11 protein-coding genes are annotated in these 13,635 nt (G+C 46.0%); 4 read left to right on the top strand and 7 right to left on the bottom strand.

The genetic code is table 11. The features are described 5' to 3' along the window. Positions 1-44 precede the first annotated feature (44 nt). Positions 45-1,520 (bottom strand): SulP family inorganic anion transporter, encoded by a 1,476-nt coding sequence (locus P3C17_RS05955; protein ID WP_300928547.1) that lies wholly within the window; start codon positions 1,518-1,520, stop codon positions 45-47. A 276-nt stretch (positions 1,521-1,796) separates the two neighbouring features. Between P3C17_RS05955 and P3C17_RS05960 the strand changes: the two genes are divergently transcribed. After that, positions 1,797-2,504, top strand: a complete 708-nt coding sequence (locus tag P3C17_RS05960) for a glutathione S-transferase family protein (RefSeq protein WP_300928548.1) — start codon at positions 1,797-1,799, stop codon at positions 2,502-2,504. Here P3C17_RS05960 and soxR read toward each other — a convergent pair. Continuing rightward, positions 2,465-2,968: a redox-sensitive transcriptional activator SoxR gene (soxR, locus tag P3C17_RS05965; protein ID WP_300928549.1), complete on the bottom strand. Its 504-nt coding sequence runs from the start codon at positions 2,966-2,968 to the stop codon at positions 2,465-2,467. The two genes, P3C17_RS05960 and soxR, sit on opposite strands and share 40 nt — an antisense overlap. A 70-nt stretch (positions 2,969-3,038) precedes the next feature. On the opposite strand from soxR, the gene P3C17_RS05970 reads away from it, so the two are divergent. Next, entirely contained in the window at positions 3,039-3,449 is a 411-nt protein-coding gene (locus P3C17_RS05970) for a DUF4440 domain-containing protein (protein WP_300928550.1), read from the top strand. Here P3C17_RS05970 and P3C17_RS05975 read toward each other — a convergent pair. The 3 genes from P3C17_RS05975 to P3C17_RS05985 all read right to left on the bottom strand — a co-directional run bounded on the left by P3C17_RS05975 (position 3,446) and on the right by P3C17_RS05985 (position 7,226). After that, the gene (locus tag P3C17_RS05975) at positions 3,446-4,177 is read right to left on the bottom strand and encodes a transporter substrate-binding domain-containing protein (RefSeq protein ID WP_300928551.1); all 732 of its coding nucleotides are present in this window, start codon (positions 4,175-4,177) and stop codon (positions 3,446-3,448) included. The genes P3C17_RS05970 and P3C17_RS05975 overlap by 4 nt on opposite strands. 203 nt (positions 4,178-4,380) lie before the next feature. Beyond that, on the bottom strand, positions 4,381-5,286 hold the full coding sequence (locus P3C17_RS05980; RefSeq protein ID WP_300928552.1) for a porin: 906 nt from the start codon (positions 5,284-5,286) through the stop codon (positions 4,381-4,383). Positions 5,287-5,495: 209 nt separating this feature from the next. Then, positions 5,496-7,226 carry a phosphoethanolamine transferase gene (locus tag P3C17_RS05985; protein ID WP_300928553.1) on the bottom strand — a complete coding sequence of 577 codons (1,731 nt, stop codon included), beginning with the start codon at positions 7,224-7,226 and terminating at the stop codon, positions 5,496-5,498. 334 nt (positions 7,227-7,560) lie between these two features. Between P3C17_RS05985 and P3C17_RS05990 the strand changes: the two genes are divergently transcribed. After that, a complete protein-coding gene (locus P3C17_RS05990; RefSeq protein ID WP_300928554.1) occupies positions 7,561-10,158 on the top strand; it encodes a TonB-dependent receptor in 2,598 nt (865 codons plus the stop codon). Between the two features lie 63 nt (positions 10,159-10,221). Here P3C17_RS05990 and P3C17_RS05995 read toward each other — a convergent pair whose 3' ends face one another. Together P3C17_RS05995 and P3C17_RS06000 are read right to left on the bottom strand one after the other, a co-directional pair. After that, complete coding sequence (locus P3C17_RS05995; protein WP_300928555.1) at positions 10,222-11,154, bottom strand: sensor domain-containing diguanylate cyclase; 933 nt, start codon at positions 11,152-11,154, stop codon at positions 10,222-10,224. A 127-nt stretch (positions 11,155-11,281) separates the two neighbouring features. After that, the gene (locus tag P3C17_RS06000) at positions 11,282-11,911 is read right to left on the bottom strand and encodes a TetR/AcrR family transcriptional regulator (protein WP_300928556.1); all 630 of its coding nucleotides are present in this window, start codon (positions 11,909-11,911) and stop codon (positions 11,282-11,284) included. Between the two features lie 465 nt (positions 11,912-12,376). Here P3C17_RS06000 and P3C17_RS06005 point away from each other — a divergent pair, with 465 nt between their 5' ends. Next, entirely contained in the window at positions 12,377-13,633 is a 1,257-nt protein-coding gene (locus P3C17_RS06005) for an efflux RND transporter periplasmic adaptor subunit (protein ID WP_300928557.1), read from the top strand. Positions 13,634-13,635 lie beyond the last annotated feature (2 nt).

Consider the following 13,635-nt stretch of genomic DNA (forward strand, 5'->3'; position numbering starts at 1 on the left):
GTTTGACTGATGAAAGGGTCAGAGCCAAAGCTCTGACCTTTTTTTTAGTGCATCAGTTGTTCTATAGCTTCTGGCTTATTATGAATTGCAAACTTATCCACTAAAGTTGCACTGGCATGATTAAGCCCAATCACTTCAACTTCAACTCCTGCTTTACGGAATTTTAAAATCACTTTATCCAGCGAGCTGACGGCTGTAATGTCCCAGAAATGTGCATGAGTTAAATCAATCTGCACAACGCGAAGTGGCTCTTTAAAATCAAAAGCAGCGACAAAAGGTTCAGCTGATGTGAAAAACACCTGCCCTGTCACCAGATAACGACGGCTGTTGCCATCCGCTGATAATTCAGACTGTATCGCCAGCAATTGCCCAACTTTGTTGGCAAAAAATAACGCACTCATCAGTACACCAACAAACACACCGTAAGCAAGGTTGTGAGTAAAGACCACCACCAGCACAGTAATGATCATCACCAGACTGGAGCTTTTTGGGTTAGTGGTTAAATCCCGAACTGACTGCCAGTTAAAGGTGCCTATAGACACCATAATCATCACGGCCACTAAAGCAGCCATAGGGATCATCCCCACCCATTCGCCTAAAAACACTGCAAAAATAAGCAGTAAAACACCAGCTAATAAAGTGGATAAACGCGTACGACCACCAGACTTTACGTTAATTACTGACTGGCCAATCATGGCACAACCCGCCATACCGCCCAATAACCCTGAGCCTATATTAGCTATGCCCTGGCCTATACACTCACGGTTTTTATTGCTGTTGGTATCCGTCATATCATCGACAATAGTGGCGGTCATCAGAGATTCCAGAATACCGACTAACGCCAGACCTAAAGCATAAGGGAAAATAATTTGCAGCGTGTCCAGTGTCAGAGGTACATCAGGCCATAAAAAAATCGGCAGACTATCAGGCAACGCGCCCATATCCGACACAGTACGAACATCAATCTGGAAATACAGCGCAATGGAGGTTAAAACCACAATACAGACCAGAGGAGAAGGCACTGTTTTTGTAACGTAAGGAAACAAATAAATAATAGCTAAGCCTGCAGCTGTCATGGCATATACATGCCAGGTAACATCTGTCAGCTCAGGCAACTGTGCCATAAATATCAGAATAGCCAGAGCATTGACAAAGCCTGTCACCACTGAGCGCGACACAAACCTCATCAGCTCACCCAGCTTGCACAAACCAAACAGAATTTGCAGCGCACCCGTCAATAAAGTCGCCAATAGCAAATACTGTAAACCATGCTCTTTTACCAGGGTAATCATCAACAGCGCCATAGCGCCAGTGGCTGCGGAAATCATCGCCGGACGGCCACCGGCAAAAGCGGTGATCACAGCAATAGCAAAAGAAGCGTATAAACCTACTTTGGGGTCGACACCAGCAATAATAGAAAAGGCGATAGCTTCAGGAATAAGCGCCAGAGCAACCACTATGGCGGATAATACATCGCCACGAACATTAGACAGCCATTGCTGCCGTATCGATTGAAACATCAGGAATTCCTTTGTGTTTGAGTACTTATTAAACGCATTTTTTTCAGGCATAAAAGTTGTAACGCCCCAGCTTGCGTTTTCACTTTTATTGATAGAAAAAACGGTTTAAAAACTACATCGGCGACAAAGTTCCTTATATCAGGTGAGGTATATGAACAAAACGATGGGCAGTATAACGCAAAAGCCTGACTGAAAAAACCTGCCCCCTGCAGCGTCATTTCTCTGATACAGTACTTTGTGTTCGTCCCGACTATTGTTCACCGAGCGGAGGCTTTAATGTACCAACTTTATATCGCCAACAAAAACTACTCCTCCTGGTCGTTGCGGCCCTGGCTTCTGATGCAGGTACTGGCAATCCCCTTTGAAGAAAAACAGGTGCAGTTTCAGTCCAATGACAATAGTGCTCAATTTAAAGCTTTTGCACCTAATGCCAAAGTACCTTGCCTGCATCATGACAACTGGGTGGTCTGGGATTCGCTGGCTATTGTTGAATATTTAGCTGAACGTCATGCCAGAGTCTGGCCGCAAGAGAACAAAGCCCGTAGCTGGGCACGGTCTGCCGCAGCCGAAATGCATTCAGGCTTTAGTGAACTTCGTAGCTACTGCCCTTTCCATGCCGGTGGTCGTTTTGATAAAACGCCACTACCGGCCTCTGTAGAAAATGATTTAAAACGGCTTGAGCAGTTGTGGCTGGAAGGGTTACAACGTTTTGGCGGACCTTATCTGGCGGGTAATCAATTTAGTGCTGTCGATGCATTTTATGCGCCGGTATTATTTCGCATCCAAAGTTACCAGCTACCCGTTGCACCAACGCTTTTACCTTATATCGAACTGATGATGAAGTTACCTGCAATGCAGCTGTGGTATCATCAGGCTCTGACTGAACCCTTTTGGGACGATGAACACGAAATTGCGGCCCTGGGGGCAGGAAAACTGATTGCCGATCACCGTTCAGGCTCGTCCAGTTCATCTGATGTAGGATAAAAGTGTGCACCGGCCCCCTGCGCTGCAAGCTTATCCTGCGGGTTACGCAGCGGGCAATGCGCCATAGATAAACAACCGCAACCTATACACATACTCAGCTGATCCCTTAAATCTGTCAGTTGAGCGATACGAGAATCAAGCTCCGCTTTCCATTGCTCCGACATCTGTTGCCAGTGATGTTGATCCGCATTCTGGCCTGGTGGCAGCACTGACAAAGCCTTGCCTATTTGCTCCAGCGGAATGCCGGTACGCTGCGCTACTTTAATAATAGCCACCCGGCGTAATACGTCCCGCGAATAACGCCGCTGATTGCCAGCATTACGCTGGCTGTGGATCAAGCCTTTTTGCTCATAAAAATGCAAAGTAGCGACTGACACCCCTGTCCGTTTTGCTACTTCGCCCACAGATAACACTGTCTTTAGCGGGTTTTTCAGCTGATTTTTTACATAATTTGTTTCTGACATAAAAAACTGTTGACCTTAACCTAACTTGAGGTTTTAGCATAACCGCAATTCAAACCAAAAGGGGATATTTATGCTGGAACAAGCCGTATACAGAATTGGAGCAGATGTTCAATCCAACCGACACTTTGCAGAGCAACTATTGGTGGTTTTACAAAATGCAATTAATCAGCGTAACTGGTCATTATTCAGCAGTTGTTTTAGTGAAGATGCCATAGTGGTCAATTTATTGGGTCAACGCCTGACAGGGCAAACGCAGCTGATGGACTATCAACAGCAGTTGATCGACAGGCATCAGGACAGGCTGTGGATTTACCAGCTGCTGCATCTGCAGCAACTGGATCTGGATACCTTTTTGATCAATGCAGAACAGCATTGGTTACACAGAGAACGGCAGCACAAAACAGGCCTGAGCAGCACTCCACTTTATGTGGCGAAACGGCAGGGGCAAAAGTGGCAGATCTGCGCAGGCAATATGCTTTAAGGCTTGCTGTGATCCCAACGCTGCAGTGCTTTTTTCATCACTCCTTGTTGCTGCATCAGATCCAGTTGCTGTTGGATCTGCTGCACCAGCACAGCATTTTTTGGATTCAGTGCACAATAAACAGCAGCAGGCTCGGCCCACAATGGATCAACCGCCAGTTTGGACGTATCAAATTGCCGTTGATAATGGCCGTAACTTAAATCCACTGTCATCACAACATCAATACGCCCTTGTTCCAGACGCTGAATGTTTTTCTCCAGCGATTCTGCATCGTCACGCACAGCGGCCTGAGTATCAAACAACGACTGCAACTCAGGGTAACTAAACCCTCTGGTTGTGCCTATGCGCTTACGAAACAAGTCCTGATTGGAGCGCACCGGGCTATCTTCAATGCGGCGCACTATATATTGACGGGTGTGAAACAACACCGGGGTCCAGCTTAACTTATAGGTCGCTGGCACCCATTCTGGGTTCAGAAAACAACTGATATCAGCCCGATCCGTAACTAACCACTCAACCACCCTGCCCCGCGGTAAATCAAGGTAAAGCACTGGTCTTTTTAACCCTGCGGCCAGGGTGTCCAGTAGCTCTTTAGCCACACCGCCGGCTAATTGCTGATGTTGATCAAAAATGGCATAGGGGGCAGTATTGGTTTGACTGACCACAGCTCTTAATGGCTCTGCCGACAACGTCAGGCAGGGCAACAGCAAAAACCCCCACTTCCACATCTGAACCTACTCATTGTGCGCTACGGCTTTGTCTTCATCATAACCAAGCATTTACAATTTAAATAGTAACTTCACGCTTAAAATATGGCTTTTATCTACGCCGCTTTGGCATCAAAATAATAGACACTGCATTCAGGTCTTTTTTAACAAATGGCGGATACAAAAAAGGCAGCCCGGAGGCTGCCTTCTCGCTCAAACGCTCTTTAGAACTTATGCTCAATACCCACAGCGATATAATCACTGTCGACTTTGCTGTCAAAATCAAAACTGCTATACCAGCCAAACAACTTGGTGTTTTTGCCTAATTTATAATCAGCGCCAGCGGAAATGCCATTGTCATCTTCTAAGGTCTGATACTGAGCTTTTAACTCCCACTTATTCAGCGGGTAAGCGACGCTTGCCAAATAACCATCAGATTTGTCACCTGTTGCCACTTCTTTCTGCTGTTGCACCATAGCACCCAGTTTAAAATCTGCGACCTTAAACTGCACAGTGGCACGAGTAGCGTCGTAGCCATTGATTTGATTGTCTACCGCAACGGATGCATACCAGTCAGAATCTTTTAAGTTGTCATCACCATAGAGCAAAGCGTAAGACTGCGCATCTTCTGCGTCAGCTTCATCTTCCATGACATAACTGAGCATCAGCTTAAAACCCTGAAAAGACGGTGAGGTATAAGCCAGAGAATCGCTCATCCGGTTTTCACCTTTCCATAAGGTTTTAATATCCGCTTCGTAATCACCAAACTGATCCACTTTGCCCTGCGACTTTTTAAGTGCAGTATCGTGACGACCAGCGGTTACAGTACCAAAAGCGCCTTGTAAACCAATGAACTGGTCTCGGGATTTAATATTTTTCTCATTGGCTTCATCTGAAGGATCGACTTCCCACTCCAGTTGATAAACCAAAGTTAAATCACCGTCCAGAGCATAATCGCCTTTGATGCCAAAACGGGAGGCATTACTTTTTAACTCGCCGAACGATCCTTCGCCCTCGTCAGACTGTTGTGCTGACACATTAATTTTTCCGTAGATCTCCCAGTCTTTTGCCTGGGCGGTAGCAACACAACTTAAAGCCAATGCAATACTTATAAAAGTTTTTGCAAACATGATTTATTCCTTCGTGGTAGGGACTTTGGGCTAACAACAGAAGCCTGTTTAGCTGAACTCAAATCATTGGGCACAGAAGACAGGCTTCTGAACCCATTTCTTTATTCATCGTCCGCCGAAGAATTATTGGATTATGACAATAAAGCTTCCGATACATGACGTTTCGGAGTCTATTTTATGACTGAAAGATGACACTATTATGACAGTGATTAAGGGGCTTTTAACTCCAGACATGCTCCAATCCTTTTGGCTTGATCAAAATCAAGCCCTTGTTGCAGCAGCCGCGGAGCCGGGCGCCACTCAGGATGAGCCCAGCTTTTGTTAAGTCGTTGATCCGGATATTGAATATCTGCAAGGTCGAGCAAGCTATGAAAAATACTGCTGGTCATCAATGGCTGCTGACGGCGTTGCTCAGCCAATGATTTTTTCTGAGGATAAAGTTGATTATAAGCATCAGAAGTCCAGAGCATAGACGCCACTCTGTAATCGCGTTCTGTATTATGACCATGACCACTTTTGCCACATTCGCCATCAAAAATGTTTTCACCATGATCCGAGACGTAAAACAAGGTACTGATACTTTGAGTTTGCTCCAGCTGTTTAATCAGAGTGAACAAAATAAAGTCGGTGTAGGCCACGCTGTTGTCGTAGGCATTGTTCAGCAATACTTTGGATTTTTTGTCATGCATACTAATGGCTTGTCCTTTGCCTGAAGGTGTAAACAAGTCAAAAGCTGGGGGATAACGATCCGCGTAGCTGAAATGGCTGCCAAGGGTATGCAGCACTATCAGTTGCCTGGTGTGATTTTGTTTTAATACCCGCTCAAAGGCGGACAAAAGTACATCGTCGTAAAATCCTTCCTGTTTATAACCTATAGGGTTTAAATACTGAACCTGATCGGCTTCGCTGGCATGCAAAGCAATCGAAGAGTCATGCACACCCAAAGGGCTTTGAGTAGACAACCAGGCCGTATTGAAGCCTGCCTCTTTAAACGCAGCCACCACCGAGGTTTCAGTCGGAAAATAGCGCTGATCAACAGGGTTCTTCCGTGAAAGGATCACTGGTACTGACATGCGCGTCCAGGCCCATGGACTAACCATATCGGTAAAGCTGATCAGATTTTCAGTTCCGGCCAAACGAGGCGTAGTCGCTCTGTTGTAACCATTGATCTGTAACCTGTCCGGTCTTAAGGTTTCTCCCAGTACCAGCACATAAATTTGGCGAGTCGCAGGCACATTGGCCTGCTTGGCGGAAAACTTAAACAAAGCTGTGCTGTCTGCAATATCCGCCACCGCTTGTTTTTGTTTGGCAAATTCGTTCAGTGCCAACAACATATTCAATGGGTAGGTGGCATGAAACTTTTCGTAGCTATAAGGCAAGGGCCTCTGCACAAATACATTTTCTTCCGGATTGCTGCGCTGTTTAGATTTATTGATTTGCTGATACTGCCATTCATTCCAGCCCAAACTTGCCAGCACACCAATACCAATAAGCCAGACCAAAGGGCGTACTCCGGCTTCCCAGCGCCAGTTACGTTGCCAGGCACTGCGCACCAGATACCACCACAACAGCACTATAGCTAACACCGCCAAAGCTAAAAACACACCAACGCCGGTCAGATAACCCAAAGCTTCATTCAGATCGGTTTCCGCCACTATGGCGATCACATGAGCGTCAGTATTTTTCTGATAGGTCAGTAAATAAAAAACTTCTTGTGGTACCAGCAAAGCAGCTGGCAATAACAACACTAAGCCTGGCCATAAAGAGCGAAACAACGATAGCACCAACAGATAAAACCAGACAGCCGCGATCAGTTTCCATTGCAAATAAGGCATGAAATCCTGTTCTGGCCATTGCACCAAGACGGGAGACAACAACACCAAAGCAAAAAGCACCAATCCAGAAACACGGAATAACGAATGTAGTAACGACGGGTTCACCAAAAAGCCTCCAGGCTTAAAAATCAAAATGCACTTGGTCTGAAAAAAATGGATTCTGAGCGTATTTTTTAGTTTTTACCAGAACTGTTGTAAAGAAAAAAGCTGTGAACTCAATGGAAGCGACAGCGGCGCTAACCAGTTTTAGCACTATGGTTCAGGGCCATCCCTGAACAAAAATTAACCACTTAAATACAAAAATCACACAAATATCACTTTATTACCCCATTTACAAACGGAGTGGGTTTGTACTATATCTAGGACGCTCGCTTTGTCGGGTACTTATAACACTTATAAAGAATGCAACTATTAAAATCCAGCTAGGAAGCCAGACAATATGAATAATAACAAAATCATACAATTAAGCCGCTGCGCTATAGCCGTCAGTGCCGTACTGCTGAGCGGACAAAGTTTTGCTCAACAAGCTGAAGAGGGTAAAGAGGTAGAACGTATTGCCGTTACCGGTTCTCATATTAAAAGAACGGACCTGGAAGGACCTTCTCCTGTCACCATTATTAGCCGTGATGACATAGACAAATCAGGTTTTGATAACCTGCAACAGTTACTGGAACGTCTTCCATCTGCAGGCTCTGGTACCTTCTCTACCAGAGGCAACAGCCAGGATTCGACAGCTAACGGTGCAGCAGCAGTCAGTTTAAGAGGTTTTGGCGCCGACGCGACCCTGGTGCTGATTAATGGCCGACGGGTAGCCAGCAGTCCTTTTGCTGAAGGTATTGTCAACAGCTTTGTCGATATCAACAGCATTCCAATGGCAGCCATTGAGCGTATTGATATCTTAAAAGACGGTGCATCTGCCATTTACGGTTCTGATGCTGTCGCAGGGGTCGTTAATATTATTCTGCGTAAAGATTTTACCGGCACTGATATAACAGCTGGCTATGGCGGCACCACTGGCCCGAACTACAATGAAAAAACCTTTGCAACAGTCTGGGGCACTGGCGATGACAAAAGCAACGCCACACTGATCCTGGATTATTTTAGTAACTCACAAATAGACAACTATGAATTAGGCCGCTTTGGTACAGCCAATCAAACCCCTTATGGCGGTCAGGATTTCCGTTCATCAATGGGCTACCCTGGCCGCTTTATTGTGGATGGCGTTGTGACTATAGACCCAGGTTGCCCGGCTGGCCAAATTGCTGGTGTTACCTGCGTGTATGACTATGGCCCGCACTCTATTGCAGTGCCGGAAGCTGAGCGTATGGGCGCTATTCTTAGTATGAATCGTGACATCAACGACGATGTTGAGCTTTTTACTGAAATTGCTGCCCAACACAATACCTCAGTTGCTGGCGGCGCTGCGACTCCGTTAAATGAAGGTGCAGGTTTAACTGTACCAGGCACTCACCCAAATAACCCTTTTGGCCGGGATGTACAGATCAGCCGCTACCGCACAGTAGATGCTGGCAACAGACGTTGGGATATTACCTCAGATACGTTGCGGATTTTAGCGGGCTTACGCGGTAACTTTAATAACTGGGATTGGGAAACTGCAGTACAAAAAGGCCGCAGTTCTTCGACCCAAACCGGTGATAAATCACAGGGCTGGGTCCGTACCGACTTCCTGCAACAAGAAATCAATGCGGGCCGTTATAACCCCTTTGGTGGCGTACAAAACCCACAATCTGTGATTGATGCTATTACCACCAGCTTAGTACGTCGTGGTAAATCCCATATGACCTCAGCTGACGCCCGGATCAGTGGTGAATTGTTTGACGTCAGTCATGGCGCTGTGTCTTTAGCAGCAGGTATTGAATACCGCAAAGAAGATGCCACTGATACACCTGACGATCAATTCCAGCGCGGCCTGATTTTTGGTACTGAGTCAGTATCTGCTGCTGCCAGCCGTTCACAAAAAGCTGCTTATGTGGAAATTTCAGTGCCCTTGTTAGAAAACCTGGAAATGCAACTGGCAGAGCGTTACGACCATTACAGTGATTTTGGTGGTACAGCCAATCCAAAAATAGCTTTCCACTTTACGCCATCCGATCAGTGGTCGTTAAGAGCATCCTGGAGTCAGGGTTTCCGCGCACCATCATTGGCACAAGTAGGTTTAGGCCCTTCAGAGGAATCTCAGTTCTTTACCGATACCTTCCGTTGCCCTACTCCTGATGCAGCCAATCCGGCTTGTGCTTCAACGGATTACACCATTTTGTTCTCTGGTAACCCGGATTTAGAAGCAGAAGAATCTGAAAGCTGGAATGTGGGTGCTATCTGGCAAGTCACTGATGATTTGGATTTCAGCATGGATGTCTGGAGCATTACTCAGGATAACAAAATTGACGAAGTCCCTTTTGGTGATGTTTATACCGCTGAATGTGGTAACCAAAACAGCACCATCTGCGTACGCCGAGCTCCGCTGCCAGGCCAGACTCTGGGTGAATTGGATCGGATTAACAATACCTTCTTTAACGTCAGCTCGCAGGAAGCCGATGGTATTGATTTATCTGGCCGCTACAAAATGGATTTATCCAACATGGGTAAATTGAAATTTAACCTGGAATACACCTACCTGAATAATTTTGAAAAAGATGGTCAGGACTACACAGGTGAATACCGTTACCCACAACACCGCTGGACAGGCACAGCAGACTGGACCTTAAACGATTGGGGCATGGCGACAGTGCTGAGCTACATTGGCGAGTTTGAAGATACACCAGATATAGACTTTGATGGCACGCTGGACTTTGAAGAGAACAAGTCACGTATGATCAAAGCTCAGGTTCTGGTGGACGTTCAGGGTTATTACAACCTGAATGAACAAACCAAACTGACTATAGGTATCAACAACCTGTTTGATAAGGAACCCCCATTTGCAATAGGTGATGGCGATGGTGACCTGTATGGCTATGTGACCAGCATGTACAACCCTCGTGGGCAGTACATTTATGGCAAAATAAATTACAAGTTCTAAAGTCCGAGACTAACAAAGGGCCTGCGGGCCCTTTTGTCGAACATACAAAAACATTCAACCTGTTTATTCGCTCAAAAGAGCAAACAACTCAGCTCTGTTGCGACCATTGCGCTTGGCCATATAAAGCGCTGAATCGGCCTGCAAATACAATTCCTCAAAATTGCTTTCGCCATGGGTCAGGGCAATACCTATAGAGGTCGTCACACATAACTCGGCAATACCGGCTTTAACAGGATAATCTGCCAGAATCACCCTGATCCGCTCAGCCACATGCAAAGCCGTTGCCGGATCAGTTTCGGTTAAAAATACAGCAAACTCTTCGCCGCCAATACGCCCAAAAATATCGTATTCACGCAGTGCTTTTTTAATCCGGTTGGCTGTGGCTTTTAATACTTCATCACCAGCCTGATGGCCATAGGTGTCGTTCACGGATTTAAAAAAGTCTAAGTCCAGCAGTAACAAAGCCGCAGGCTGGTCCGTGCGCTGGCAACGGGTCAGCTCAGCTTCAACCGAATCAACAAAAGCGCGACGATTGGCCACTTTAGTCAGCTCGTCGGTTAGTGCTAATTCACTTAAGCTGGCCACTTTGCTATGCAACTGATGCTCCAGCACTTTTTGTTTGGTTATTTCTTTAGCCTGGATCAGCATTTCACCTGACGGCAGAATTTGCTCTGACATTAAAAACCAGCGACCGTCCGTTAAATCGACCTCAAATAAGCGGAACGGATTTTGCCGCCTTTTTTGCTGAGCCTGAGCCAACCAGTCTTCAATATCATCCGCATCAAAACGCACCCCTTTGCCTTCACGGAAAGATAAACGCATCAGATCAGCGAAGGAAATTCCCTGTATGTTGCGCTGGTCCTGATAAAAAATATCGCAAAACGCCAGATTGCAACCCAGCATCTTGTCGTCCGCGCTTAAAATGGCATAACCATCATTACAGACTTCAATAAATTCGAGTAGCTTTTGCTGAAACTGCGACGAAGAGAATGGCATAACAACCTCAAGCGCGGGCTTTGATTGTTAAACACTAGCAGAGGGGATCAGGAGTGCCAAAGAAGATTATAAAACTTATTTTTTTCAGGAATTTAATGAAAAAGGGGACTGGCAATGTCCCCTTGTATTAGAGCTCTGGTCTCTTACCAGGCCAGGCAGAAAGCACAGTTTCTGCAACCTGCTTTAACTCGGCACAATTTGCACCGCTGGTGGCTTGCACTGCCATACCCTGCAGTACAGCAAGTATATAACGAGCCAAAGCCGCGGGATCTGAAGTGGCTGGTAAATCGCCTTCTGTTTTCGCTTGTTCCAGACGAGTGCATAAAGCCACTTCGCCGGCCCGACGTTTGGCAATCAGTGCTTCTTTGACAAAAGTGGCAGACTCGCTGCATGCCAAAGCGCCCTGCACTATAACGCAACCCGGCGGATTGTCCGGATCAGCATTGGTGCTTGCTGCACCACAGAGCATATGTTTCACCACTTCGTAAGAAGTAGCATGCTCTAAAGCTGGGTAAAAAAACGCACAAGGGCGGTTCTCATACAGCTCAATAGTTTTTAAAAACAACTGCTCTTTATTACCAAAAGCGGCATACAAACTGGGTTTGTTGATGCCCATAGCTTCACATAAATCAGGCAAGGATGCGCCTTCATAACCTTTACGCCAGAAGACTTCCAATGCCTTTTGTAAGGCTTTTTCCATGTCAAAAGCGCGCGGGCGTCCCACTGTTGGCGCTGGTGTAACCGCTGATGCTGACATTTCAGACTCCGGATTAAAAACGATGCACTAGCTTAAACTGCTTGGCAGAACTTGTCCAGAAAGGAATATTTACCAATCGGTACATTAATGTATATAATAGCAACTTATCTTGACAGACCAGTTACTTGCTCTGTTTTGGACTCTGTCATTGTGAAATAGTTTTAGGCAATTCAGAGCGGTTTTTAGATATTCAGTAAAAACACAGCAGATTTTATGCTGTATCCCGTTAACAGACCTTCCGGCAGTAGTCCTGCTAACCATCAAACTTCGGCTTATAACCAAAGTTATTTGGCTAAGTTCAAAAGACTCTATAGTTTTTTACCAGTCAGTACAAAATATTAATTGACTCTTGGTTGAACTTCTATATATTTACCGACCAGTACAAAACTAACAGATGAAACTAGTTTGTACAACATAAGTTGAAACCAAATCTCTTTATTGACCAAATTGAACGAGGAAAACGTCATGAGCAACAACACTATCCGAACCTTTGTACTGGGAAGCATAGCCGCCTTAGTGTTATCAGCTTGTGGCACGCCGGAAGCTGCAGCACCTGGCGCTATGGCAGCACCAGAAGTCAATGTGGCGACAGTAGTACATGAAAAAATTACTGAATGGGATGAGTTCACCGGTCGCTTGCAAGCGCCTGAGACAGTCACTTTAGTACCAAGGGTATCAGGTTATATCGAACAGGTGTTTTTCACTGAGGGCGCTTTAGTCAAACAAGGCGACCTGCTGTTCCAGATTGATGCTCGTCCTTTTGCCACTGAAGTAGCACGCTTAAAAGCTGAGTTATCCAATGCTGAAACAGCGCAAAAACTGGCCGATAATGATTACCGTCGTGCTGAAGCCTTGAAAAAACAACGGGCGATCTCTGAAGAAGTATTGGATACCCGCTTAAGCCGTAAATTGCAATCAGCAGCCACTGTGGCCTCTGTCAAAGCCGCATTACAGCGTGCTGAACTGGACTTGTCTTTTACCCAGGTGAAAGCTCCTATTTCGGGCCGTGTCTCTTATGCGCAAATCACGGCTGGTAACTTTGTTCAGGCTGGCAGCAGCCAACTGACTACGTTAGTCAGCACCAGCAAAATGTATGCGTACTTTGATGCAGACGAACAAACCTATCTGAAATATGTGCAACTGGCAGCTGAAGGCAACAGAGCCGAACAGCGCACAGCCCACAACACCGTCTATATGGCGCTGGCGGGTGACAGCGACTTTGGTTATGTCGGCAGCATCGACTTTATCGACAACAGCATCAATGCCCAGACCGGAACCATCCGTGCCCGCGCTACCTTTGAAAACGTCGATAACAAATTAATCCCTGGTTTATTCGCCCGTTTAAAACTGGTGGGCAGCAATGCGTATCAGGGCATTTTGATCGACGACAAAGCCATAGGCACAGATTTAAGCAATAAATTTGTACTGGTGGTGAATAACGAAAACCAACTGGAATATCGCGCTGTCACTTTAGGTGAAAAGGTCAACGGCCTGCGTATTATCAGCAAAGGTTTACAAGCTCAGGATCGCATTGTGGTCAATGGTCTGCAACGTGTACGTCCTGCCATGACTATTCAGCCTAAACAGGTAGAAATGGCAACAGTGCAACAACTTTCCGCTTTAAAAGCAGAGCAACAGCAGTTAGAAGCAGACAGCAAGCTGGAACTTACCGCTGCTGCTGAACAAGCTGCTTCTGTGCAACAAGCAGCTAACCAGGGTTAAGG

The organism is Rheinheimera sp. 1928-s (assembly GCF_029269265.1).
Lineage (GTDB): Bacteria > Pseudomonadota > Gammaproteobacteria > Enterobacterales > Alteromonadaceae > Pararheinheimera.

What these genes read in the sequence shown, in the direction of transcription:
- P3C17_RS05955 (WP_300928547.1), bottom strand. Translation starts at nt 1,520, where the DNA reads ATGTTTCAATCGATACGGCAGCAATGGCTGTCTAATGTTCGTGGCGAT.
- P3C17_RS05960 (WP_300928548.1), top strand. Translation starts at nt 1,797, where the DNA reads ATGTACCAACTTTATATCGCCAACAAAAACTACTCCTCCTGGTCGTTG.
- soxR (WP_300928549.1), bottom strand. Translation starts at nt 2,968, where the DNA reads ATGTCAGAAACAAATTATGTAAAAAATCAGCTGAAAAACCCGCTAAAG.
- P3C17_RS05970 (WP_300928550.1), top strand. Translation starts at nt 3,039, where the DNA reads ATGCTGGAACAAGCCGTATACAGAATTGGAGCAGATGTTCAATCCAAC.
- P3C17_RS05975 (WP_300928551.1), bottom strand. Translation starts at nt 4,177, where the DNA reads ATGTGGAAGTGGGGGTTTTTGCTGTTGCCCTGCCTGACGTTGTCGGCA.
- P3C17_RS05980 (WP_300928552.1), bottom strand. Translation starts at nt 5,286, where the DNA reads ATGTTTGCAAAAACTTTTATAAGTATTGCATTGGCTTTAAGTTGTGTT.
- P3C17_RS05990 (WP_300928554.1), top strand. Translation starts at nt 7,561, where the DNA reads ATGAATAATAACAAAATCATACAATTAAGCCGCTGCGCTATAGCCGTC.
- P3C17_RS05995 (WP_300928555.1), bottom strand. Translation starts at nt 11,154, where the DNA reads ATGCCATTCTCTTCGTCGCAGTTTCAGCAAAAGCTACTCGAATTTATT.
- P3C17_RS06000 (WP_300928556.1), bottom strand. Translation starts at nt 11,911, where the DNA reads ATGTCAGCATCAGCGGTTACACCAGCGCCAACAGTGGGACGCCCGCGC.
- P3C17_RS06005 (WP_300928557.1), top strand. Translation starts at nt 12,377, where the DNA reads ATGAGCAACAACACTATCCGAACCTTTGTACTGGGAAGCATAGCCGCC.